The sequence below is a fragment of the Rhodanobacter fulvus Jip2 genome (assembly GCF_000264315.1).
In the GTDB taxonomy this organism is placed as follows: Bacteria; Pseudomonadota; Gammaproteobacteria; order Xanthomonadales; family Rhodanobacteraceae; genus Rhodanobacter; species Rhodanobacter fulvus.
The window spans coordinates 23,176-47,277 of the sequence record NZ_AJXU01000059.1 but is presented as its reverse complement, the minus strand read 5'-3'; the positions used below and the strand labels follow the sequence as shown (position 1 = coordinate 47,277).

The window sequence follows — 24,102 nt, the reverse complement described above, 5'->3', positions numbered from 1 at the left end:
CTGCCATGAAGGGTGATGCCAAGGTCATCGAGTTCCTGAACAAGGTGCTCTACAACGAATTGACCGCGATCAATCAGTATTTCCTGCACTTCCGCATGCTCAAGGACTGGGGCTATACCGAGCTGGCCGAGCATGAGTACAAGGAATCGATCGAGGAAATGAAGCACGCCGATCACCTGATCGAGCGCATCCTGTTTCTCGACGGGCTGCCGAACCTGCAGCATCTCGGCAAGCTGCGCATCGGCGAGAACGCGCTGGAATCGATGCAGGGCGACCTGGATCTGGAGCTGGCCGCGGTGAAGGATCTGCGCGAGGCGATCGCGTACAGCGAAGGCATTGCCGACTACATCAGCCGCGATCTGTTCAAGAACATCCTGCATGATGAGGAAGAGCACATCGACTGGCTGGAGACGCAGTTCAGCCTGGTGCGCGACATCGGCGCCGAGCGCTACCTGCAGAGCAAGATGCAAAGCTGAAGTCCATCGTTGTGACCTGTGGCGCTTTTCCGGAGCGCCGCCAGGCGGCCAACCTTGACCGCCTCGCCGTGGCGACGCTATACCTTGGGTTTGCCGGGGGAGTCACATGGCCTCACGACCACCACCGCGCTTCGTGGTGCGGCCGCATCGCGAGCGGCGTTATCGGGGATTCTGGCTGGGCCTGGCGTGGCTCGGCAGCGTGGTGTTGACCGGTGCGCTGGTGGCATGGCTGACGTCGCACGACGCGCCCGCCAGTGTCGACCACCGCCAGCAGCGGGCGTTGAACGCGCAGATCGAACAGCTGAAACAACAACTCGCCAACCTCGAAAGCGCCGCGCGGGTGAACGAGGTGGCCACCCGCTCCCTGCGAAATACGCTGACCCAGCGCGAAACCGAGCTCAGCAGCCTGCGCGCCGACCTCGGCTTCTATTCCCGCCTGGTTGGCGGCGAAGGCCAGCGCACGGGGCTGCAGGTGCAGGGTGTGCGGCTGCGGCCCATTGCCGGGTCGCACGGCTGGGACATCGGCCTGAGCCTGTCGCAGAACACCCGCCGCGGCAGCGACATCAGCGGCGCCGTCACGGTCAGCGTGGAGGGATTGCGCGGCGACAAGGTCACCCGGCTGGATTGGGCAGCCCTGGGTGACGCGGATCAGAAGGCCGGCATTCCGTTCAAGTTCCAGTATTTCCAGCAGCTGCGCGGCACCCTGGTGCTGCCGGCCGATTTCCGTCCCACGCGGCTGCGCCTGCATATCCAGCCCGAAGGCCAGCCCGCCATTGTCCGCAGCGTCGCCTGGAGCGACGCGCTCAGCGGCAACATCAATACCGTCCTGGGAGACAACGATGCTCAACCGTAAGCGCCGAGAACGCCACCAAGCCAGCGACGACACCAGCCTGATCGCCCGCGGCACCGTGATCCGCGGCGACCTCTGCTTCCGCGGTGCGCTGCACCTCGATGGCCGCGTCGAGGGCACCATCGTGGCCGAGGGCGAGGATGCGATGTTCACGCTCAGCGAGCACGGCCAGGTCGACGGAGAGATCCGCGTGTCGCACGCGATTCTCAACGGCCATGTCACCGGCGACGTGTGGGTGACCACCCGGCTGGAGCTGTCGGCGCAGGCGCGCATCGACGGCAACCTGCGCTATCACACGCTGGAAATGGCCGCCGGCGCCCAGATCAACGGCAGCATCAGCCGCGAGGGCGACGGCGGGGAAGCCACCGCGCCGCACGAATTGCCGGCGCCCGTCGAAGCGGAAGAAGCCGTATCCGCCTGAGCCGGCGAGCGCGATGGCGCCTCGCGCGCCATCCGCGTTCATGGAGGCGGAGGCCGTCGCGGGTATGCTTGTACCGTCCCGCAACGACCCCATCTGGAACGTCATGAACACTTTCGTCGCCATTCCCGATTACCGCAGCGCCAGTGCGCCGCTGCTGTTCACCGCGGCGGCCGCCAGCAAGGCGCATGAGTTGATCGCCGAAGAGGGCAACCCCGACCTGAAGCTGCGCGTCTACATTTCCGGCGGCGGCTGCTCGGGTTTCCAGTACGGTTTCACCTTCGACGAGGCCCAGGCCGAGGATGACCTGGCGGTCGAGCGCGAGGGCGTGACCCTGCTGTGCGATCCGTTGTCGCTGCAATACCTCACCGGCGCGCAGATCGATTACGCCGAGAACCTCAGCGGCGCGCAGTTCGTCATCAGCAACCCGAACGCCAAGACCACCTGCGGCTGCGGGTCGTCGTTCTCCGCCTGAACGGCCCACCTCGCATGGACCGGGCCAGCACGCCGCCACCCAACATCTTTGCCGGGCTCAGCCTGGTGCTGGACCGGGTGGCCGAGCGGCGCGACGACCACGCCTGGATCGACGCACAGGCCCGATCCGGCGACGCACGTTACCTGCTGCTCGACGCCGCCGGCGACACCCTGCTGCAACGCGACCGCCACGCCCTGCGCTGGCTCGACGTCACCGAGCGCGAACAACGACTGGGCGACGTACCCGCCAGCCTGCTCGGTCTGATCGACGGACGCCCGCATTTCGTGCTGGCGCTGGATGACGCCGCCCGCACCAGCGCGCTGGCGGTTTCGCTGGGGGCGCCTTTCGCCAGCCTGCGCCACTCGGCGCTGCAGTTGCCGATCGAAGAAGCAGCCTTGTTCGCCTACGCCAAGGGGCTGGTGCACTGGCAACGCGAGACCCGTTACTGCGGCCGTTGCGGCGCAACGTTGCGCCTGGTCAGTGCCGGTCACCGTGCGCAGTGCAGCAACGCCGAGTGCGCACGCATGCATTTCCCGCGCACCGATGCGGCGATCATCGTGATCGTCGAACACGACGGCGCCTGCCTGCTGGGGCGGCAAGCCGGCTGGCCGGTGGGCCGCTATTCGACGCTGGCCGGCTTCGTCGAACCGGGCGAAACCCTGGAGGACGCGGTGCGGCGCGAAGTGGCCGAGGAATCGGGCGTGCTCGTGGACGAGGTGCACTACCACTCCTCGCAGCCGTGGCCGATGCCCGCCTCGCTGATGGTGGGCTTCACCGCCACCGCGCATTCACGCGAGATCGCCATGCGCGATCACGAGCTGGAGGAAGCGCGCTGGTTCACCCCGCAGCAGATCGCCGACGCGCTGGCGGACGGCAGCTTCCTGCCCTCACCGCCGCTGTCGGTGTCCTACCGGTTGCTGGCGCACTGGCTGGAACGGCGCGGCGGCATGGATCTGGACGACCTGGTCGCCGCGGCCGGGCGGTAGATCCTGCTCACTCGAATCCGCAACGCGGCTGACGACACGCGCTGAAGTTTCAGCCGTCCAGACGGCGGATCGTCCCTCGCTTACAATGTGTGCCATTCGTCCGCGAGTGTTTGTCATGGCCATCAGCCTGCTCATCGTCCTCATCGCCCTTGGTCTGCTCCATCTGCGGCCGCAGCTGGCCCGCTGGGGTGGCGATCGGCCGTTTCGCCGATGGGTGCGGCAACTGGGCGACACCAGTGGCGTGGGGCGTGTGGTGCTGGCGCTGCTGTTGCCGCTGGTGCTTTGCGCCGCGGTGGCCTGGCTGCTGGGGCGGCTGCCGCTGGCTGAACTGTGGCAGATGCTGTTTGCACTGGCGGTGCTGCTGTATGCGTTCGGTCCGCGCGAATTCGAGGCGGACCTGGAAGCGATCGTGCAGGCGCCCGACGGGCTGCAGCGTGAAGCCACGGCGCAGGCGCTGACCGAGGATGGCGAGACGGTGACCTGGCAGGCGGCGGCGCTGGGCGAAGCGGTGGCGTACGCGGCCTTGCGCCGGCGCTTCGGCGTGCTGTTCTGGTTTTTCCTGTTCGGTCCGGTGGGCGCGCTGGCGTACCGGCTGGCGCAGACGCTGGGGCGTGATCGTTCGCTGCAACTGGACGACGCCAGCGCGGTCAGCGCGCGGCATGTGGCCAATGCGCTGGACTGGCTGCCGGCGCAACTGCTGACCCTGACTCTGGCGGTGGTCGGTCATTGGGAGGCCGTGATCGGCGCATGGCAGCGCTGGCACGCCCAGGCCGCCACCAACAGCTGGTACAGCGTGGGGCCCGGCTTTCTCGGTGCGGCCGCCCGCGCCGATGCGATCAGCGACATCGAGGGCGGCGACGGCTACGCCGAGGATCGCACCGACCCGCTGGCCGAGCTGGTGCGGTTGCGCAGCGCTTTGCTGCGCGCCTTGCTGGCGTGGCTCAGCGTGGTGGCGTTGGTGGTGATCGGCGGCTGGGTGGCCTGAGGCCGGGATTCGGGATGACCAGCCGTTAGGCTGTTGGAAGCCGGGATTCGGGATTCGGAGAGCGTCGCCGCGCAGGTCTGCTACGCCAGATCGCCGCGTAGTTCGTTGACGCGTGCTTCCAGTGCTTCGGCGCTGGCTTCAATCGGCTCCAGCGGTGCACCGGCGACCAGTTCCACCCGCGCCCGGAAGCGGCGCGGCAGGCGCGCGCGATGCAGCCTTGAATCGCGCCGGCTCCACACGCTGCCCCACAGGCCACGCAGCGCCAGCGGTACGACTGTCACCGGGCGACGCGCCAGTATTTTCTCCACGCCCGTTCGGAACGGCGCGATCCGGCCATCGCCGGTCAAGCCGCCTTCGGGGAAAATGCACACCACCTCGCCCGCCGCCAGCGCGTCGTCGATGGCGTCGTAGGCTCGCTGCAGCACGGCCGCATCCTCTTTGTAACCCGCAATGGGAATCGCCTTGGCGGTGCGGAAGACGAAGCTCATCAGCGGGATCTTGAAGATCTTGTAGTACATGACAAACCGCACCGGCCGCCGCAGGTTCGCCATCAGCAGCAGCGGATCCATGTAGCTGACGTGGTTGCACACCAGCAGCACCGGGCCGTCCTCGGGGATCTGCTGCAAACCATCGGCACGCACCCGATACAGCGTGTTCACCAGCACCCAGGTGATGAAGCGCATCAGGAACTCGGGCACCAGGGTGAAGATGTACGCGGCCACCGCGATGTTGAGCAGCGCGGCGGCCAGGAAAATCTGCGACGCGTCCAGACCGAGCGCCCCCAGCCCCAACCCGAACCCCGCCGCCAGCACGATCAGCAAGGCGTTGACGATGTTGTTGCCGGCGATGATGCGCGACAGCTTTTCGCGCGGCGCGCGCGCCTGCACGAAGGCGAACAGCGGCACCACGTAGAAACCGGCAAACACGCCGATCAGGGTGAGATCCAGCGCGATGCGCCAGCTCCCCGCGCCGTGCAGGAAGGTCAGCCAATCCACACCGCGCATCGCCGCCATGCCATGCCGCGCGAGATACAGATCCACGCCGAACACGGTGAGCCCGAACGCGCCCAGCGGCACCAGCCCGATCTCCACCCGCTTGCCCGACAACCGCTCGCACAGCAGCGCGCCGATGCCGCTGCCGACCGAGAACAGGGTCAGCACCAGCGTATTCACCGAACCGTCGCCACCCAGCGTCTCGCGCGTGTAGTTGGGCAATTGCGCGATCAGCACGGTACCGAAAAACCAGAACCACGAGATGCCCAGCACCGCGTTCCACACGGCGCGATCCGCGCGCGTGATGCGGAGCACCCGCGCCGTTTCACTGAACGGGTTCCAGTTGAATTTCAGCTCCGGTGCGGTTGCCGGTGCGGCGGGAATCCTGCGGCTGACCAGATACCCCGCCACCGCCACCGCGATGGTGGCGCCCGACGCCAGCAACGGCCCCACACCGGCCACCAGCATCAGGGCATTGCCCGCGATCATGCCGATCAGGATCGCCAGCTGGGTGCCCATTTCCACCAGGCCATTGCCGCCGACCAGTTCAGCGGGCTTCAGCGCCTGCGGCAGGATCGCGTACTTGATCGGCCCGAACACGGTCGAATGCATGCCCATCATGAACAGCACCACCAGCAGCAGCGAGAGGTGATGGGTGTAGAAGCCGATGGCGGCGACCACCATCGCCACGATCTCGAACAACTTCACCCAGCGGATGATGCGCGTCTTCTCGAACTTCTCCGCCAGCTGCCCGGCCGTGGCCGAGAACAGGAAGAACGGGATGATGAACAACGCCGGCGCGAAGTTCGTGTACAGCGACACGGTGTAGTCGCCCAACCCCATCTGGAACGCCACCAGCATCAGCAGCGCATTGCGGAACGCGTTGTCGTTGAACGCCCCCAGCGCCTGCGTCCAGAAGAACGGTGCGAAGCGACGCTTTCCCAGCAATGCGAATTGGCTCATGCGAATCCATGGCGGGTGGGTGGGAGTGTCGGGTGTTTTCTTCCTGGGCTATCCGGAGTGTGGAGCGAAGAGCGCCCCATCCGCCTTCGGCACCTTCCCCCGCACAGCGGGGGAAGGGAGCTGGCTGTTTCGAGGGGCCCGGTCGCTTCCTTCCCCCGTGCAACGGGGGAAGGTGCCGAAGGCGGATGGGGGCGCTCCTGGCCAAAAAGTTACCCCTCCAAAACCCCATGTCCGACCTCACCACCTCAACGACGATGCAACGCCCGGTGCGCAATATCGCGGCGATGGAACGCGCCTTCGTAGTGGATCTTCTCGATGGCGGCGTAGGCATGCGTGCGGGCGGAGGCAAGGTCGTCGCCGAGCGCGCAGACGGTGAGCACGCGGCCGCCGGCGGTAACCGCGCGGCCTTGCTGGTCGAGTTTGGTGCCGGCGTGGAAAACCTTGACGTCAGACGCGACGGCGGCATCCAGCCCGTCGATCACGTCGCCGCTGCGCACCCGCGCCGGATAACCCGCGGCCGCCAGTACCACGCCGATGGCGGGGCGGCGGTCCCAGCGCGCGCTGACTTCATTCAGACGTCCATCCAGCGCGGCGTCGATCAGGTCGACCATGTCGGATTTCAGCCGCATCAGGATGGGCTGCGTCTCCGGGTCGCCGAAGCGCACGTTGTATTCGATGACCTTGGGATTGCCCTGCTTGTCGATCATCAGCCCCGCGTACAGGAAGCCGATGAACGGTGCACCTTCCAGCGCCATGCCGCGCAGGGTGGGTTCGATCACTTCCTTCAGGATGCGCTGCTCGACTTCCGGCGTAACCACCGGCGCGGGCGAATACGCGCCCATGCCGCCGGTGTTGGGGCCCATATCGCCTTCGTCGCGGCGCTTGTGGTCCTGGCTGGAGGCCATCGGCAGGGCGTGGCTGCCGTCGCTCATCACGATGTAGCTGGCTTCTTCGCCGTCGAGGAATTCCTCGATCACCACGCGGGCGGAGGCGTCGCCGAAGCTGTGCGCGCCCAGCATGTCGTGCAGGGCCAGCTCGGCATCGGCCTGGGTCAGCGCCACCACCACGCCCTTGCCGGCGGCCAGGCCGTCGGCCTTGATCACGATCGGCGCGCCATGCTTGCGCACGTACGCCAGCGCCGGCTCCAGCTCGGTGAACACCGCGTAGTAGGCGGTGGGAATGTTGTGCCGCTGCAGGAAATCCTTGGCGAACGCCTTGGAGCCTTCCAGTTGCGCGGCGATGGCGCGCGGCCCGTAGATGCGCAGGCCCGCATCGCGGAAGCGGTCGACCACGCCGGCCACCAGCGGCACTTCGGGGCCCACCACGGTCAGCGCGATGCCTTCGTCACGGGCCAGTTTCAGCAGGCCGTCGAGATCGGTCACGGCCACGTCGGCGTTGCGCACGCCCGGCTCGCGGGCGGTGCCGGCGTTGCCGGGCGCCACGATCACTTCGCTGACCCGCGGCGATTGCTTCAGCTTCCACGCCAGCGCGTGTTCGCGACCGCCGCCGCCGATGACGAGAACCTTCATGTACTGCTCCGATACAGATGCGCGCCGGCGCGGCGCCGTCGCGCATTGTAGGGCACGCTGCGCCCTGGACGTCGGCGCGGTCAGTTTGGCGAATGGCCTTCGCTGGCCGTTTGCAGCAGTGCCAGCAACGCGGCGCGCGGCAATTTTCCGGTTTCGTTGCGCGGCAGCGCGTCCACCAGCCGCAGCGGTCGCGGCAGGAACAATGGGTCGATCGCGCGGCGCAGTGCATCGAGGATCATGTGCTCGTCCAGCTCCGGCGCCACCACCACGGCCGCGATGCGACGCACGCCGATGGTGTCGGCGTCGTCCAGTTGCAGCATCACGCCGTCGCGCACGCCGGGGATGGCCAGCAGGCGGCGGGTGAGATCGGCCAGCGAGGCGCGCTTGCCGGCGATTTCCAGCAGGTCCGCACGACGACCGCGCAAACGGAAACGCCGACCTCCATCGTGCAGGCTGACCAGGTCGGCCAGCGCCACCGCATCATCGAGCTGTGGCGCGTCGACCAGGGTGCCGTCCGGCTGCGGGTGCAACTGCACGCCGTCGAACAGCGACCACTCCTCCTGCACGCTGGCGCGGCGGCTGGCGAACACGCAGGTCTCGGTGGAACCGAACACTTCCAGCAAGGGCGCGCCGAAACGCTGCTCGGCGGCCAACGCCAGTTCGCGCGACAGCGGCGCCGTGGCCGACACCATCGCCGCCAGCGGCGGCAGCGCGATGCCCGAGTCGACCAGGGCGCGCAGGTGCACGGGCGTGGTCACCAGCACGCGTGGCGCGGGCACCTCCGCCAGCGCCGCCGCCACATCGGCGGGAAAGAACGGCCGCCCGGCATGGATGCCGATGTCGCCCAGCAAGGGCAGCAGCACCGACATCTCGATGCCGTACATGTGCTGCGGCGGCACCGTGGCAACAACCTCGAACCGCTGGCCCAGCTCGGCGCGCAGCATCTGCAGGTTGCCGGCGGTGCTGGCGTGGAAGCTGCGCCAGGTTTTCCGGTTGGCGCTGGGCGCACCGGTGGAGCCGGAGGTGTAGCCGATCGCCACCACCTGGTCGGCATCGATCGATGGCAACACGAAGTCGCTGCTTTCGACCATGGCCTCCAGTGGCGACATCCTCTGGTAGCGCGGCGGCGCCACGTCCAGCGGCAGGTCGCCCAGCACATGGCAACCGGGATGCGCGGCCATCACCTCGTCCACCGCCTGCGGCGCGCGCGAGGAGGGCAGCAGGTTGGTCTGGCCGCGCAGCACGATGGCGCAGAACGCCACCAGGAACGCGTAGCGATCCTCACACAGGTTGACCGTCGCCGCGGTGGCCGGCAGCTGCGCCGCCACCTGCCGCACGTGGCCCAGGAATTGGGCGGCACTGACCGCGGCGCCATCGCGCCAGGCCACCGTGCGATCGGCGGCAGTGGCGAACAGCAGCGGCAGCCGGCTGGGCGCCTCCTGCTGGAATGTGTCGTAGACAATGGCCAAGCGGGGTTCTCCTGTGGCATCCCGCCGATCGGCAGGTGCTTCCGTGCGGACGGTTCAGCGGCGAATTATTGCGCGGCGGCTCAGTGCCGAACAGTGGCGCCGGTGAGGGCGTCGCGGATGGTCGTGGGGCGGTCCTGCTGTCCCAGCGGCGCGTCCAGCAGCCCGTCCAGTGCGTCGCCGAAATAGCTGGCTACCGTGTCCGCCGTGCGGGCCGGTGCGCTGCCGTGTGGGTTGGCGCTGGTGGAAACCAGGGCGCCACCGTAGGCGCGGCACAAGGCTGCTGCCGGCGCGTGGGCCGTCACCCGCAAGGCGATGCCGGCATGCGCGCCGGCGATCCACGCGGGAATGTCGGCGGCACGCGGAAGAATCCAGGTATGCGGCCCCGGCCAGCTGGCCTGCACCTGGGCCAGCACGTCAGCAGGGACGGCAGCGCGGTCGATGTAACACTCCACCTGCGCGAAATCCGCCGCGATCAACAGCACGCCTTGCGTGGGCGGCCGCTGTTTCAGCGCAAACAGGTGTTCGAACGCCGTCCGGTTGCGCGGGTCGCAGCCCAGGCCGAACACCGCTTCGGTCGGATAGGCCAGCACGCCACCGTCACGCAGCAGCGCGGCGGCAGCATCGATCTGGCTCCCGGCAAAGCGCTGCAACACTCAGGCCTCGCCCGCGCCCGAGGTGCCGGAGGATTTGGCTGGCGTCTTGCGTGCCGCGGTTTTCTTCGCCGCGGTTTTCTTGGTAGCCGTCTTCTTGGTCGCAGATTTCCTGGCAGCCGTCTTCTTGCTGACGACCTTTTTCACGGCAGCCTTTTTCGCGGCCGGCGCCTTTTTGGCGGCCACTTTCTTGGCGGCCGTCTTCTTGCCGAAGCGGCCTTTCTTCACCGGCGCGGCGGCCAGCAGTTCGAGGCATTGGGCTTCGGTCAGCGTCTTGGGTTCCTGGTCCTTCGGGATCCGCGCGTTCTTTTCGCCGTCGGTGATGTAGGGGCCGTAGCGACCGTTCAGCACCTGCACGCCATTGCCGAAGTCGAGGATCAGGCGGTTGGCCAGCATCTCCAGTTTCTCGGCCACCACCTGCAGCGCACGGGGCAGCTCGATGGTGTACGGATCATCCTCGGCCTTGAGCGAGGCGTAGGTGCTGCCCTGCTTCACGAACGGGCCGAAACGGCCGATCGCCACGCTGACCTCGTCGCCGTTCGGCGCGGTGCCCAGCTGGCGCGGCAGCTTGAACAGCTCCAGCGCGTCGGCCAGGGTGATGGTGTGCATGCTCTGGCCGGGGCGCAGGCTGGCGAAGGTGGGCTTTTCCTCGTCGTCCTTGGTGCCGATGGCCGCGTACGGCCCGAAGCGGCCCAGCCGCACCGACACCGGCTTGCCGGTTTTCGGATCGGTGCCCAGCTCGCGCGCGCCGGTGGCCTCGCTGCGATCGACCGATTCGGTTTTCTCGTCCACCTGCTGCTTGAACGGCACCCAGAAGCGCTCCATCAGCGGCACCCAGGCTTCTTCGCCACGGCTGACCGCGTCCAACTCGTCTTCCATCTTCGCGGTGAAGTCGTAGTCGACGTACTGGGTGAAGTGCTGGGTCAGGAATTTGCTGACCGCGCGGCCGACATCGCTGGGCTTGAAGCGGCGGCTGTCGAGGAAGACGTACTCGCGGTTCTGCAGCACCTGGATGATGCTGGCGTAGGTGGACGGACGGCCGATGCCGTGCTCTTCCAGCGCCTTGACCAGGCTCGCTTCGGAGTAGCGCGGCGGTGGCTCGGTGAAATGCTGATCGGCGGCGATCTCGTGCAGCGGCACCGCCTCGCCTTTTTCCAGCCGCGGCAGGCGCCGGCCTTCGTCGTCGTCGTCGGCCTTCTTCTGGTCGCTGCCTTCCTCGTACACGGCCAGAAAACCCGGATCGACCACGGTGGTACCGCTGGCGCGGAACGAGGCGTCGCCGCCTTCCACATGCGGCAGCGCGAATTCCACGGACACGGTATTCAAGGTGGCGTGGATCATCTGGCAGGCCACGGTGCGCTTCCAGATCAGCTCGTACAGCTTGCGCTGGTCGTCGTTGAGGTAGGCCGCCACCGATTTCGGCGTGTACATCGCCGAGGTGGGACGGATCGCCTCATGCGCTTCCTGCGCGTTCTTCGACTTGGTCTTGTACACCTGCGGCGCGTCGGGCAAGGCCTTGGCGCCGAAGTCGCGGGCGATCAGCTGGCGCAGTTCGGCCAGCGCGTCGTCGCCGAGCATGGTGGAGTCGGTACGCATGTAGGTGATCAGGCCCACGTTGCCCTCGTCGCCCAGCGCCACGCCTTCGTACAGGCCCTGCGCCACCTTCATCGTGCGGCTGGTGGTGAAGCCGAGCTTGCGCGCGGCCTCCTGCTGCAGGGTGGAGGTGGTGAATGGCGCGGCGGGACGGCGCTTGCGCTCCTTGGAGCTGACGTCGCTGACGGTGAGGCGACCGCGCGCGGCCTGTTTCAGCGCGTCGCGGGCGGCCTGCGCATCGGCCTCGTTGGTGAGGTCGAACTGCTCGAACTTCTTGCCGTTGAGGCGCGACAGGCGGGCGCTGAAATCGCCCTCGGCATGCTTGAGCTGGGCTTCGATGGTCCAGTATTCGCGCGCCTTGAACGCCTCGATCTCCTCCTCGCGCTCCACGATCATGCGCAGCGCCGGCGACTGCACGCGGCCGGCGGAAAGCCCGCGCTGCACCTTGCGCCACAGCACCGGCGACAGGTTGAAGCCGACCAGGTAATCCAGCGCCCGGCGCGCCTGCTGCGCATCGACCAGGTCGTGCGACAACTGCCGTGGCGCGGCCACCGCGGCCTTGATCGCCTTGGGCGTGATCTCGGAGAACACCACCCGGTGCAACTGCTTGCCCTTGGTCAGGCCACGCTCGTTGAGGATCTCGCTGATGTGCCAGCTGATCGCCTCGCCTTCGCGATCCAAGTCGGTCGCCAGATAGATGTCGTCGGCCAGCTTGGCTGCCTTGGCAATGGCGTCGACATGCTTCTCGTTGCGCTCGATCACCTCGTAGGCCATGGCGAAGCCGTGTTCGGTGTCGACCGCGCCCTCCTTCGGCCGCAGGTCACGCACGTGGCCGTAGGAGGCCAGGACCTGGAAGTCCTTGCCGAGGTATTTGTTGATCGTCTTGGCCTTGGCCGGCGATTCGACGATGAGCAGGTTTTTTGCCATGAAGCTGGATTTCCACAAACGTAAAGACCGCCGCTGGGCGACGGGCGCATATATATAGTTGAAACCACGCCGGGCGGGCGACTGTCAAGCCAAATCACGCCGGCCGCGCGTTCAGCCCGGCAGTTGCTGGTAGCGATTGCCGGGCAGCGTCTCGACGCGTCCCTGCAATTCCAGCATCAGCAGCATCGAGGAAAGCGCCGACGCCGTCTGACCCGTACGTTGCACAAGTTCGTCCAACGTCGCCGGATCATGACCGAGCGCCCCGCATAAGTCGCGATATGCCGGGTCGTCAGGTGCCGACGAAGCGGCATCGCCAACGCTGGCGGCCACGTCCGTGCTGCCCAGCCGCGCGGCCAACTCGCCGCCAAGCATGCGCGCTGCGGGCGTCAATGTCTCGATAATTTCGGCGGCCGTTTCCACCAGCCGGGCGCCGTCGCGGATCAGCCGATGGCAACCGCGGGCCAGCGGGTTGTGGATGGAGCCGGGCAGGGCGAACACCTCGCGCCCTTGCTCGCCGGCCAGCCGGGCGGTGATCAGCGAACCGGAACGCAGGCCCGCCTCGACCACCAGCGTGCCCAGCGACAAGCCGGCGATGATGCGGTTGCGCCGCGGAAAGTGGTCGGCGCGGGCGCCGGTACCTGGTGGGAATTCGCTGATCAACGCGCCCTGCGCGGCGATGCGTCGGGCCAATCCATGGTGCTTGCGCGGATAGACCCGGTCGGGCCCGGTGCCGATCACCGCCAGCGTGCTGGCGCCGGCATCCAGCGCGGCCGTGTGGGCGGCGCCATCGATGCCGTCGGCCATGCCGCTGGTGATGGCGAACCCGGCCTGCGCCAGCGCCCGGGCAAACGCACTGGCGTGGGCCATGCCCGCCACGCTGGCGCTGCGCGCGCCGACGATGGCCACTTGCGGCAGCAAGGCGAGGCCCGGATTGCCGGCCACGAACAGGGCCGCGGGCGGCTGCGGGATGTTTTCCAGTTGCGGCGGGAAATCCACGTCGGTACAGCGCAACAGGTGGTGATCCGGCTCGGCCAGCCAGGCGATGTCGGCAGCCAGCCGCGCCTCGTCGGGCGCATCCAGCCAGGCCCGGGCTTCATCGCCCAGCGCGGTTCGGTGACGATGCAGGTTTCGCAGTACGGCATCGATGTCGCCGTCGGCGGCGTCGAGCCGCTCGCGCAAGCCGCCCGGCCCCAGGCCCGGCGTGCGCAGCGCGGTCAGCCAGGCGCGCAATTCGTGTGTTTCGTCCATGCCCCGAAGTTTACGCAGTCACCCCAAACAATCACGGCGCGGTGGTAGCCGCGCCGTGGTGTCAGGCAATGTCGCCGGGTTTCGCCGCCGGGACTACTCCGGCATCGCCAGCTTGTCGTTCTTGTGCACCGGCCGCAGGCTGTCCATCACCAGGCCGTAGCTGACCCGATCGAAGGTGCGGAACACCATCACGTGGCCCACGAATTCGTCTGGCAGGGTGACGCGGGAACCCACGCCACGGCGCCAGCTGTTGCTGGCCACGTCGTCATGGATGTTCTCGCCCGGGCGGTAGATCGAGAAGGTCTGGCCGTTGTCCACACCATCCTTCGCACCGACCGACAGCGCCACCACCTGGCGCGAACCCACCGCGTCCAGCGCATCGGCGAAGCCGATCACGTGGGAGTCCTGGGCAAGGGACTTGGGCGGATGCGGGTAGAAGTAGGGATCGTACGGCGCGTCGTCGATCGGCAGCACGCGGTCGCCGCTGCGGATTTCGCGGGTGGAGTCGAGCAGCAGCAAGGTGGACGGATCACCCACCCGCAGCGTTTCGGCGGTACCGATCACGGTCACTTCCACGCCCATGTCCTGGCCGCGGCCCATCTGACCGTCGTGGCGGGAATCCTCGCGCCACGGCGCGTTGACCATGGCCGCGTTGCTGTCCAGCTCATGCGCGAAGATGCGGCTGTCGGCGTCGCCCGGGTCGTCCTGCTCGAAGCCGCGGAAGACGTGGCTGGGCCGCACGATGGCCCAACGCTGGCCGGGCGTGGCCTGCAAGCCACGCACGTAGATGTTCTGGCCTACCGCGCCGCGCAGCCGGTTTTCCTCCAGACCCACCACGTAGGGCGCCGAGCTGACCTCGTTGGAATTCAGCACGCGCAGGTCTTTCAGGAAGGTGCGCAGTTCCGACAGCGGGATCGCCGGCACGGCATCGCCCTCGCGATGCACGCTGGGCTGCAGGCGCAGCGACGGGCCGTTGATGAACGACAGATTGAGCACGTCACCCGGATAGATCAGGTGGGGATTGCGTACCTGCGGATTGGCCTGCCAGATTTCCGGCCACAACCAGGGCTTGACCAGGAAACGGGCGGAGATGTCCCACAGCGTGTCGCCACTGCGCACGGTGTAATTGTCGGGATGATCGGTGCGCAGTTGCGCGCCTGCTGCGTAGACGGCCACGGTTACCAGCAAGCCGGCCAGCAGGACGATGGTTTTTCTGATCATTGTTGGGAATCCCCCTCCCCTTATGCTCGGTCGAGTGTAGCTGAACCCTTTCGACGCGCAACAGTCGTCCGTCGACAAAAATCGTCTGCAGACACGCGCTTGCCGACGTACAATGAGGCACATTCTAAATGGCGCCAGGGCTCGATTTTTACCAAGTCGCCCGCACTTTCGGCGTCGAGGTGAAAAATACATGTCCGTTCTGTCCATTCTCGAATTCCCCGACCCGCGCCTGCGTACCCGTGCCGTGCCGGTAACCGTGTTCGACGCGAAGCTGAAGCAGTTCGTCGCCGACATGTTCGAAACCATGTACGCGGCCAATGGCGTGGGCCTGGCCGCAACCCAGGTCAACGTGCACCAGCGCGTGCTGGTGACCGACATGAGCGAGGGACGCACCGAGCCGCTGGCGCTGATCAACGCGCAGATCCTGGAAAAGGAAGGCTCGCAGGTTTACCAGGAGGGTTGCCTGTCGTTTCCCGGCCTGTACGCCGATGTCACCCGCGCGTTGAAAGTGAAGGTGAAGGCGCAGGACGCGGCCGGCAACGAGTTCGTCGTCGATGCCGAGGGCCCGCTGGCGGTCTGCATCCAGCACGAAATCGACCATCTCGACGGCAAGGTGTTTGTCGACCACCTGTCTGCACTGAAGCGCGGCATGCTGCTGAAGCGGCTTGAGAAGGCGCGCAAGCAGGCGGCCAGTGCTTGAATAGTGCCGGCTTGAACAGTGCCGGCTTGAGTAGCCCCGGCTTGCGGCTGGTTTTCGCCGGCACTCCCGATTTCGCCGTGCCCTGCCTCGATGCCTGCCGCGGCAGCGGCGCCGAGGTGGTGGCCGTCTATACCCAGCCCGATCGCCCCGCCGGCCGCGGCCGCAAGCTGACCCCCAGCCCGGTGAAGCAGGCCGCGTTGGCCGCTGGCATCGCGGTGTACCAGCCCGATTCATTGAAATCCGCCGAAGCGCAACAGGCGCTGGCCGCCTTGCAGCCGGACCTGCTGGTGGTGGTGGCGTATGGGCTGATCCTGCCGCGCAAGGTCCTGGCCATCCCGCGCTTCGGTTGCTGGAACGTGCACGCCAGCCTGCTGCCGCGCTGGCGTGGCGCGGCGCCGATCCAGCGCGCCATCCTTGCCGGCGACGCGGAAAGCGGCGTCGACCTGATGCAGATGGAAGCGGGCCTGGACACCGGCCCGATCCTGCTCGAGCGGCGCACGCCGATCGCTCGCAACGACACCGGCGGAACGCTGCATGACCGTTTATCCGCGCTGGGTGCCGACGTGCTCGCCGAGGGTTTGCAGCGCCTGCGCGCGAGAGACATGCCGGCCGCCGTGCCGCAGGCGGACGACGGCGTGACCTATGCGCACAAGCTGGACAAGGCGGAGGCGAAGCTCGATTTCCAGCGCCCGGCGATCGAGCTGGAGCGCCAGGTGCGCGCGTTCGATCCCTGGCCGGTCGCCGAAGGCGAGATCGCCGGCGAACGTTTGCGGATATGGGCCGCGCAAGCCATCGACATCGTGCATCACGCCGTGCCCGGCAGCGTGATCGCGGCTGGTCGCGATGGCATCGACGTGGCGTGTGGCCAGGGCGCGCTGCGCGTGCTGGCAGTGCAGCGCGCTGGCGGCAAACGCATCGGCGTGATGGATTATCTCAACGCGCGGCCTGAACTGCGGCGCGCGCCATGATCTGTCGTCGATGAAACCCGATACCCGTGCACTGGCCGCCAAGGGCCTGGCTGACGTCGCCCTGCGCGGCGCGTCCCTGCGTGACGTGATGGAACGCAACGCACGGCGATTGGCCGATCCGCGCGATCGCGCGCTGCTGATGGCCTTGCTCAGCGAAGGGGCGCGCTGGTGGCTGCGTTTCGATGCGGCCGTTGATGGCTTGCTGGAAAAGCCGCTGCGGCACAAGGACCCGGCCGTACACGCGCTGCTGGTGCTGGGGCTGGTGCAACTGGAAATCCTGCAGCTGAGCGACTACGCCGCCGTGGCCGCCACGGTCGAGGCCACACGCACGCTGGGTCGGCCGCAGCTGGCCGGTCTGGTCAACGCCATCCTGCGGCGCTGGCAGCGCGAGCGCGACAGCCTGCTCGCCCGCCTCGACGCCAAACCACAAACCCGTCACGCCCACCCGGCGTGGCTGGCCGCCGCGCTGCAGCGCGACTGGCCGCAGCAGTCCGATGCGGTGATGGCAGCGGACAACCGCGAGCCGCCGCTGATGTTGCGCGTCAATCGCCAGCGCAGCGGACGCCAGGCGCTGATCGACCAACTGCAGGGCGCCGGTTATGCGGCCAGCGCGCACCCGTGGCTGAGCGATGCGCTGGTACTGCCGCACAGTACCGACGTCACCCGCATGCCCGGGTTCGAAGACGGCTTCTTCGCCGTGCAGGATGGCGCCGCCCAGGTGGCCGCCGACCTGGCCGACCTGCGCGACGGCCTGCGCGTGCTGGATGCCTGCGCCGCACCCGGCGGCAAGGCCTGCCACCTGCTGGAACGTGCCGACATCGACCTCACCGCGCTGGAATTCGATGCCGCCCGCGCCGAGCGCATCCGCCAGAATCTGATGCGGCTGCGCCTGAATGCGAAAGTGGTGATCGGCGACGCCGGCGCGCCCAAGGGTTGGTGGAAAGGCCAGCCGTTCGACCGCATCCTGATCGACGCGCCGTGCTCGGCCACCGGCGTGCTGCGCCGTCGCCCCGACGTGCGGCTGCACCGGCGCGAAAGCGACATCGCCGCGATGCACGCGCAGCAGCGCCGCATCCTGGCGGCACTGTGGCCACTGCTGGCGCCAGGTGGCCGGCTGGTCTACATCACCTGCTCGGTGCTGCGCGCCGAGAACGAGGCCATCGTGGCCGAACTGCTGGCCGCGCAGCCCGATGCGCAGGCGATCGCCTTCACCCTGCCGGCGGGCCAGGCGGCCGGCGTCGGCTGGCAGATCCTGCCCGGTGACGGCGACCTGGATGGCATGTATTACGCCGTGATCGAAAAGCGTGCCTTGTGAAGGGCTCAGCTGGCGGTAAGCCGGGGCCAGCTATACAACGCATCCGTTCGGCTCGATTTGCTATTTTCCCGGCGCTGCCGCACACCGCCCGCCTTCCCCCAGGCGGCACGTCGCTCCACCATCCACCCGATCGCGCAACCGCTGGAACGCAATGGACGCCATGCACGGTACACAGTTGAAGCGATGGGCACTGGCGTGCTGCACCTTGCTGGTCATCCTGGTCCCGCTGTCGTTCTCCATCGAAAGGCACGTCAGGGTGCTGCCGATTGCACTGCTTTTCCTGACCGGGCTGTGGTTGCTGGCGGCGGGCCGGGCGGTGCGTCGCGATTACCGCTACGCCTGGCCCGCGCTGGTTCCCGCGGCGCTGATGGTGGCGCTTTCGGTGGTCAACATCTGGCAACACCAGCTCGACTGGCGCGAGTTCGACCAGTCCGCGCACATCATCATGTACGCGGTGATCGCCGCTGTTTTCAGCCTCGGCCTGAGCATGCGCAAGGTCTGGAATGGCTTCAGCCTGACGCTGATTTTCCTCGGCGCGGTGAGCATCGTGCAGCACCACTTCTACGGTGTCCTGCGCCCGGCCGGACTCAATGGCGGCCCCGCCAGCACGATCGAGTTCGCCACCGTCATGCTGGGGCTGACCTTGCTGGCGCTGCTGCAACTGCTGAACCCGAAGGCGACCAGAGGCGAGAAGTGGCTGCATGGCGCCGCCATGGCGCTGGGTCTTTATGGCGCGCTGCTGACCCAGAGCCGCGGGCCGCTGCTGGCCTTCGTGCCGGCGTTTGCGCTGGTGATGGCGCTGCATGGTTATCGCAAGGGTTTGCGGCGCCGGCAATGGCTGCCGATCCTGGTGATCGGAATCGCGGCGGCGCTCACGGCCGCGGCCAATCTCGATGGTCGACTGATCGAACGCTTCGCCAGCATCAGCCAGGAAGTCAGCTCGTACAACCCCAACCACGACGCCAAGGGCGCCGTGCGCGAGCGACTGGAGATGTGGCGCACGGCCGTTCGCGCGTTCAAGGAACACCCGCTGGCCGGCGTGGGCATCGACCGTTTCGGCACCTATATACGCAGCGAAGTGGCGGCCGGGCGCACCAATGCGGCGGTCGCGCAATACGGCCATCCGCACAACGAATACCTGGACGCGGCCGCCACCCGCGGCATCTTCGGGCTGGTGGTGCTGGTGCTGCTGTTCGTGCTGCCGTTCTTCTATTTTTTCCGGCACGCGGCCGATCCCGACGACGCCGTGTCCGGGCCCGCGTACGCCGGCCTGGCGATCGTGGTGCTCTATGCCGTCTGCGCGCTCACCGAGAGCGTGCTGTTCCGGGTGATGTCGCAATCGCTGTTCTTTTTCCTGCTGCTCGGCCTGGCGGTACGTGTGGGCCACGGGCTGCGCCGCCGGGCCGAGGGAGATGGCGCGGCCTGATCGCGGGGCGACGTCGCATCGATCAGGACGCGATCGCAAACGCTAGACTTCGCCCATTGATCTCCTGCGTTTTCCGCATCGCGCTGATGCCGGCCGGAAACCTGGAGTGCTTTTCTGGCGCCGTGGCGTGGCGCCGCGTTCGGGATTTTTCATGGCAAAGCCGCACCGTTACCTGCTTTTCGCCGAGCTGTCGTATGCGTTCGAGATCCTGCGCCCGCTGCAGGCCGCGGCGCTGGAACGCGGCGACGAGGTCGCGTGGTTCCTGAATGGCCCGGTGCCGGGAAACCTGCTTCCGGGCGAACGCCTGCTGCGCACCACCGCGGAAGTGCGCGCGTTCAATCCCGACGCCGTGCTGGTACCGGGCAACGAAGTGCCGCTGTCGTTTCCGGGGCTGAAGGTGCAGGTTTTCCACGGCCTGGGCATCGAGAAGAAAGGCCACTTCCGCATCCGCGGCATGTTCGACCTGTTCTGCACTTTCGGTCCGCTGACCACGGCGCCGTTCGAGCAGCTGGCGCGGCAGCACGGCTGGTTCAAGGTGGTGGAAACCGGCTGGCCGAAAACCGACGTGTTGTTGCGCACGCCCGCCGCCGCCCGCGCCGAAGGCGATGAAAAACGCATCCTCTACGCGCCCACGTTCAGCCCCTCGCTCACCTCGGCGCCAGCCCTGGCCGCCGCGATTGCCGACATCGTGGCGCGCCGGCCGTGGCGCTGGACGGTGAAGTTCCACCCCAAGATGGCCGAGGAATTCGCCGCGCCGTTGCGCGCGATCCATGGCGACAACTACGAGATCGTCTCGACCACCGCACTGGCACCGCTGCTGCAGGACGCCGACGTGCTGCTGACGGACACCTCATCGGTAGCGGCCGAATTCATGTTGCTGGACAAGCCCGTCGTGGCCTTCCGCAACCGCCTGCCCGGCCCGCACCTGGTGAACGTGGACGACCCCGCCGCGCTGGAGCACAGCCTGGAAGCCGCGCTCGGCGGCGACGATCCGTCCCGCGAAGCGCGCCGCGAATATGCCCACGCGATGCAGCCGCTGCGCGACGGACGCTCCAGCGAGCGCGTGCTCGACGCGGTGGAAGCGATGCTGGCGACGGGCCGCGGCGACCTGAAACGCAAGCCCTTGAGCCTGCTGCGCCGCTTCAAATACTGGCGCAAGCTGCGATGACCGGCGCCGTCGACACCAACGAGGCAGGGGATCGATCGATGAAAAACGTCGTACTGACCTACGGCACCTTCGACCTGTTTCACGTCGGCCACCTGAACCTGCTGCAGCGGCTGAAGGCGCTGGGCGATTACCTGGTGGTAGGCGTGTCCACCGACGAGTTCAACGCCACCAAGGGCAAGCAGACCATCGTGCCGTTCGAGGATCGCCAACGCATCGTGCAGAACATCAAATGCGTGGATCTGGCCATCCCCGAAAGCCACTGGGAGCAGAAGGTTGGCGACATCGCGAAATACGGCGTGTCCACCTTCGGCATGGGCGCGGACTGGACCGGTCGTTTCGACGAACTGAAGGCCCATTGCAACGTGGTCTACCTGCCGCGCACCGAAGGCATATCCAGCACCAGCATGAAGAAACTCCTGCGCGTGCTGGACAAGGAGCACGTGAACGACCTGCGGCAGGCGTTGAACGTCATCTCGGCGATCATCGACCGCTTCGATTGACCGCCGCAGCGACCCTGGCTTGACTGGTAAAATCGCCGCATGCCCCAGCTTCCCCTGACCCTGGTCGTCATGACCCACAACGAGGCGGCCGTGATCGGTCGCTGCCTGGACAGCGTGCCGTTCGCCGCGGAAAAGCTGGTGGTCGATTGCGGCAGCACGGACGCCACCCTCGAGGTGGCCCGCGCCCACGGCGCCCGCGTGGTGCACCAGGACTGGCTGGGCTTCGGCCCGCAGCGCAACTTCGGCACTACCCAGGCTAGCCACCCGTGGATACTGGTGCTCGATGCCGATGAATTTCTTTCGCCGGAGCTGGCGCGCGAACTGGAGCAGCGGCTTCCGCAAGTGATGGCGTCGGAGGCGGCGGTCGGCATCCTGCGTCGGCGCACGCTATATATGGGCGCGCCGATGCGCTGGTATCGGCCGATGGTGGGCGAGAAGCTGGCGCGTCTGTATCACCGCGACCGCGCCCGCTGGCGCGACGTGCGAGTGCATGAATCGCTGACCTGGGACGGGTCGCAGGCATCGTTCAAGGCGCCGTTCGAGCACGAGAACAACCCCACCCTGGTGCACAAGGGCCTGAAGGTGCTGCGCTACGCCGAGCTGAAGGCGCGCGACTGGCAACAGAAGGGCCGCAAGCCGCGGATGTGGGATTGCGCGCTGGTGTTCGTCACTACCTTCTTCAAGGACTACGTGCTGCGCCTGGCCATGTTCGACGGCTGGCGCGGTTTCGCGGTTTCGCAGACCAATGCCAGCTACGCGGTCTACAAGCGCATGCGCTATTACGAGATGTGCCGCAACCCGGCGTCGGTGGCGATGGCCGGCGACGTGCTGATCCGCCACGGTCTGGACCGCTAGAAATCGCCGCCGATCAACGCATGCGAGGACGCGCCCGCGACGCACCGGCCGGTACGATCTGCGGCACCGGCCACGTTGCCGCGATGCGGCGCAGGCTAGAATCGGCTGCCTCTCCACCATGAGCTTTCCCGTGCCCCTCAACGCCTACAGCCGTCTCGAAAACCTGCGCGCCATGTGGTCGTGGTTGCTGTTGTGGACGGTGGTGGCGCTGTTGGCCATTTTTTCGCACGGGCCGATGCCGCTGTATTCCACCCGCACGCTGGCGGTGGCGTGGGAGATGTTCAACCAGGGCCACTGGCTGGTGCCGTACATCAATGGCGAGCCGTACAGCGAGAAGGCGCCGCTGCTGTTCTGGCTGATCCAGAGCGGCTGGTTCGTGTTCGGCGTCAATGACATCTGGCCGCGGGTGCTGGAGGTTTTGTTCGGCGCCACGCAACTGGTGCTGGTATCGACCCTGGCGCAGCGGTTGTTTCCGAACCGTCCGTGGATGGCCAAGGCGGCACCGTGGATGCTGCTGGCGCTGGGTTACGCGTTCCTGTTCGGCCTGCAGATCATGTACGACGTGCTGCTGGCGGTGTGGACGCTGGCGGCGCTGCTGTGCCTGACGCCGAAGACCCGGCGGGCCGAGCCGCGTTGGCTGCTGTTCGGCATCTGCATCGGGCTGGGCCTGCTGACCAAGGGTCCGGTGATGCTGCTGCACGTGGTGTTTCCGTGGTTGCTGGGCCCGTTGTGGAATGACTGGGCGCGTCAGCATCAACTGCGCTGGTACGGGCGCGGCGTGCTTTCGTTGCTGCTGGGTGCGGTGATGCTGCTGGCGTGGGCGCTGCCGGCCGGGTTCGCCGGTGGCGAGGCGTATCGGCAACGGCTGTTTTTCACGCAGACGGCCGGCCGCGTCGTCGATGCGCTGTCCAAGGGCAAGGATCTGCAGAACCACGCCCAGCCGGTGTGGTGGTACCTGCTGTGGCTGCCGGCCCTGCTGTTTCCGTTCAGCGGCTGGCCGCGCGCGCCGGTGGCGGTGGCGGCGACTTTGCTGCAGCGACCGTGGGAGCGCGGCATCAAGCCCGCGCTGTGGCTTTCGTTGCTGGCGCTGGTGGGGTTGCTGGTATTGGCCATGATTCCCGGCGCCTCGCCGTGGCTGGCGAAACTGCTGGTGTGCCTGTTGCTGGTGCCGCTGTCGGTGGCGCTGCTGCGACGGCCGCTGGAGCCTGGCATGCGCTTCGCGCTGTGCTGGCTGTTGCCCGGCTTCTTCGTGTTTTCGCTGATCAGCGGCAAGCAGCTTTACTACCTGCTGCCGGAGCTGGCCGGCGCCGTGCTGCTGATCGCCGGCTGCATTGCCGTGCTGCGCGAGCGCCATCCCGTGCTGGCCAGCCATGGCTGGCTGGGCACCTGGCCGCTGGGCGTGGGCGGCATCGTGTTCGCGCTGCTGCTGTTCGCCATGCCGCCGCTGGTGGCCAGCCACCTGCTGACCGGTGAATGGGCCAGCGACGCGGCGCCGTACAGCCGCTATTTCAGCGTGGTCTTCCTGTTGCTGGGTGGGTTGCTGCTGCTGCGCGGCCGCGGCGAGTTGCGCCGCCTGGCGTTCGCCGGGCTGATTGGCGTGCTGTCGCTCAATACGTTGTTCACGCTGGCCCTGTGGAAGAACTACGACATCCGCCCCGCGGCGCGCCTGCTCGGCGCCGTCGAACAGGCGCATCGGCCGATCGGCTATCTGGGCAATTACGCCGGCGAGTTCCACTTCGCCGGACGACTGACCCAACCCATCACCGAGTTGTACGGCGACCAGGCGCTGCTGGATTTCGCCCGCGACCACCCGGACGCCGTGGTGGTGACGCATCCGGACGCGCTCGACCCGGACGACCTGCGCTACGCCTTGCTGGTGCAGCCGTTCCGCTCATCGTGGCTGGCGGTATGGCCAGCCCAGTCGCTGGCCGACCTGCGCGAAGGCCACACGCCGCCCGAGCCCAGCCGGGCCACCCAGGTCTATCCGGCCGACGATCGGCGTTACCGGCTGCAACCGTGAGCGCGCCGCTGATCGCCAGCCTGCGCCAGCAATGCGGAGGGCCGCGGGACGGCGCGTTGCTGCGTTTCTCGCTGGGCACCGCCCTGTTGAACGACGGCGACGCGGTCGCCGCGATCGAGGAATTGCGGCGCGCGGTGGCGTTCGACCCGACCTACTCCGCGGCGTGGAAAGCCCTGGGCAAGGCCTGCCTCGCCGCCGGCCAGAAACCGGCCGCCGCCGAGGCATGGCGCAGCGGCATGGCAGCGGCCGCGCAGCGCGGCGACAAGCAGGCGGAGAAGGAAATGGCGGTGTTCCTGCGGCGGCTGTAGGAAGCGCACCCTGTGCGCGATTGCTCTTGCGAATCCCGAATCCCGAATCCCGCGTGAAAA

The 24,102-nt window shown here is 67.5% G+C and carries 22 protein-coding genes; 15 read left to right on the top strand and 7 right to left on the bottom strand.

Going from position 1 to position 24,102, the window contains the following annotated elements:
• Nucleotides 1–5: 5 nt before the first annotated feature.
• The 6 genes from bfr (at nucleotide 6) to UU9_RS13590 (ending at nucleotide 4,190) form a co-directional block, all read left to right on the top strand.
• Nucleotides 6–476, top strand: a complete 471-nt coding sequence (bfr, locus tag UU9_RS13615) for a bacterioferritin (protein WP_007082342.1) — start codon at nucleotides 6–8, stop codon at nucleotides 474–476.
• Nucleotides 477–582: 106 nt separating this feature from the next.
• A complete protein-coding gene (locus UU9_RS13610) occupies nucleotides 583–1,329 on the top strand; it encodes a DUF6776 family protein (protein WP_007082341.1) in 747 nt (248 codons plus the stop codon).
• Nucleotides 1,316–1,747 carry a bactofilin family protein gene (locus UU9_RS13605; RefSeq protein WP_007082340.1) on the top strand — a complete coding sequence of 144 codons (432 nt, stop codon included), beginning with the start codon at nucleotides 1,316–1,318 and terminating at the stop codon, nucleotides 1,745–1,747. Before UU9_RS13610 ends, UU9_RS13605 begins: the two co-directional genes overlap by 14 nt.
• 103 nt (nucleotides 1,748–1,850) lie before the next feature.
• A complete protein-coding gene (gene erpA / locus UU9_RS13600; protein WP_007082339.1) occupies nucleotides 1,851–2,219 on the top strand; it encodes an iron-sulfur cluster insertion protein ErpA in 369 nt (122 codons plus the stop codon).
• Between the two features lie 14 nt (nucleotides 2,220–2,233).
• Entirely contained in the window at nucleotides 2,234–3,205 is a 972-nt protein-coding gene (nudC, locus tag UU9_RS13595) for an NAD(+) diphosphatase (protein ID WP_007082338.1), read from the top strand.
• Nucleotides 3,206–3,320: 115 nt separating this feature from the next.
• Nucleotides 3,321–4,190 (top strand): cobalamin biosynthesis protein, encoded by an 870-nt coding sequence (locus tag UU9_RS13590; protein ID WP_007082337.1) that lies wholly within the window; start codon nucleotides 3,321–3,323, stop codon nucleotides 4,188–4,190.
• A gap of 80 nt (nucleotides 4,191–4,270) precedes the next feature.
• Here UU9_RS13590 and UU9_RS13585 read toward each other — a convergent pair whose 3' ends face one another.
• From UU9_RS13585 to UU9_RS13555, 7 genes are all read right to left on the bottom strand, one after another.
• Nucleotides 4,271–6,145 (bottom strand): MFS transporter, encoded by a 1,875-nt coding sequence (locus UU9_RS13585; RefSeq protein WP_007082336.1) that lies wholly within the window; start codon nucleotides 6,143–6,145, stop codon nucleotides 4,271–4,273.
• Between the two features lie 245 nt (nucleotides 6,146–6,390).
• The gene (gene purD / locus UU9_RS13580; protein ID WP_007082335.1) at nucleotides 6,391–7,674 is read right to left on the bottom strand and encodes a phosphoribosylamine--glycine ligase; all 1,284 of its coding nucleotides are present in this window, start codon (nucleotides 7,672–7,674) and stop codon (nucleotides 6,391–6,393) included.
• Nucleotides 7,675–7,754: 80 nt separating this feature from the next.
• A complete protein-coding gene (locus tag UU9_RS13575) occupies nucleotides 7,755–9,143 on the bottom strand; it encodes an AMP-binding protein (RefSeq protein ID WP_007082334.1) in 1,389 nt (462 codons plus the stop codon).
• Between the two features lie 80 nt (nucleotides 9,144–9,223).
• Nucleotides 9,224–9,796, bottom strand: a complete 573-nt coding sequence (tsaC, locus tag UU9_RS13570) for an L-threonylcarbamoyladenylate synthase type 1 TsaC (RefSeq protein WP_007082333.1) — start codon at nucleotides 9,794–9,796, stop codon at nucleotides 9,224–9,226.
• The gene (locus tag UU9_RS13565) at nucleotides 9,797–12,313 is read right to left on the bottom strand and encodes a DNA topoisomerase I (protein ID WP_007082332.1); all 2,517 of its coding nucleotides are present in this window, start codon (nucleotides 12,311–12,313) and stop codon (nucleotides 9,797–9,799) included. It abuts the gene before it with no gap.
• Nucleotides 12,314–12,424: 111 nt separating this feature from the next.
• On the bottom strand, nucleotides 12,425–13,561 hold the full coding sequence (gene dprA, locus UU9_RS13560) for a DNA-processing protein DprA (protein ID WP_007082331.1): 1,137 nt from the start codon (nucleotides 13,559–13,561) through the stop codon (nucleotides 12,425–12,427).
• Nucleotides 13,562–13,654: 93 nt separating this feature from the next.
• Nucleotides 13,655–14,782, bottom strand: a complete 1,128-nt coding sequence (locus UU9_RS13555; RefSeq protein WP_007082330.1) for a LysM peptidoglycan-binding domain-containing protein — start codon at nucleotides 14,780–14,782, stop codon at nucleotides 13,655–13,657.
• 190 nt (nucleotides 14,783–14,972) lie between these two features.
• Between UU9_RS13555 and def the strand changes: the two genes are divergently transcribed.
• The 9 genes from def to UU9_RS13510 all read left to right on the top strand — a co-directional run bounded on the left by def (nucleotide 14,973) and on the right by UU9_RS13510 (nucleotide 24,042).
• The gene (gene def, locus UU9_RS13550; protein ID WP_007082329.1) at nucleotides 14,973–15,482 is read left to right on the top strand and encodes a peptide deformylase; all 510 of its coding nucleotides are present in this window, start codon (nucleotides 14,973–14,975) and stop codon (nucleotides 15,480–15,482) included.
• Nucleotides 15,483–15,508: 26 nt separating this feature from the next.
• Nucleotides 15,509–16,450, top strand: a complete 942-nt coding sequence (fmt, locus tag UU9_RS13545) for a methionyl-tRNA formyltransferase (protein ID WP_040671070.1) — start codon at nucleotides 15,509–15,511, stop codon at nucleotides 16,448–16,450.
• A gap of 10 nt (nucleotides 16,451–16,460) precedes the next feature.
• Nucleotides 16,461–17,765: a 16S rRNA (cytosine(967)-C(5))-methyltransferase RsmB gene (gene rsmB, locus UU9_RS13540; RefSeq protein ID WP_007082327.1), complete on the top strand. Its 1,305-nt coding sequence runs from the start codon at nucleotides 16,461–16,463 to the stop codon at nucleotides 17,763–17,765.
• A 151-nt stretch (nucleotides 17,766–17,916) separates the two neighbouring features.
• A complete protein-coding gene (locus tag UU9_RS13535) occupies nucleotides 17,917–19,191 on the top strand; it encodes an O-antigen ligase family protein (RefSeq protein ID WP_007082326.1) in 1,275 nt (424 codons plus the stop codon).
• A 151-nt stretch (nucleotides 19,192–19,342) separates the two neighbouring features.
• Nucleotides 19,343–20,359: a CDP-glycerol glycerophosphotransferase family protein gene (locus tag UU9_RS13530; protein WP_040671068.1), complete on the top strand. Its 1,017-nt coding sequence runs from the start codon at nucleotides 19,343–19,345 to the stop codon at nucleotides 20,357–20,359.
• Nucleotides 20,360–20,397: 38 nt separating this feature from the next.
• A complete protein-coding gene (locus tag UU9_RS13525; RefSeq protein ID WP_040671066.1) occupies nucleotides 20,398–20,859 on the top strand; it encodes an adenylyltransferase/cytidyltransferase family protein in 462 nt (153 codons plus the stop codon).
• A gap of 39 nt (nucleotides 20,860–20,898) precedes the next feature.
• A complete protein-coding gene (locus UU9_RS13520) occupies nucleotides 20,899–21,714 on the top strand; it encodes a glycosyltransferase family 2 protein (RefSeq protein ID WP_007082323.1) in 816 nt (271 codons plus the stop codon).
• A 118-nt stretch (nucleotides 21,715–21,832) separates the two neighbouring features.
• The gene (locus UU9_RS18430) at nucleotides 21,833–23,734 is read left to right on the top strand and encodes an ArnT family glycosyltransferase (protein ID WP_007082322.1); all 1,902 of its coding nucleotides are present in this window, start codon (nucleotides 21,833–21,835) and stop codon (nucleotides 23,732–23,734) included.
• Nucleotides 23,731–24,042 (top strand): tetratricopeptide repeat protein, encoded by a 312-nt coding sequence (locus tag UU9_RS13510; protein ID WP_007082321.1) that lies wholly within the window; start codon nucleotides 23,731–23,733, stop codon nucleotides 24,040–24,042. Before UU9_RS18430 ends, UU9_RS13510 begins: the two co-directional genes overlap by 4 nt.
• Nucleotides 24,043–24,102: the final 60 nt, after the last annotated feature.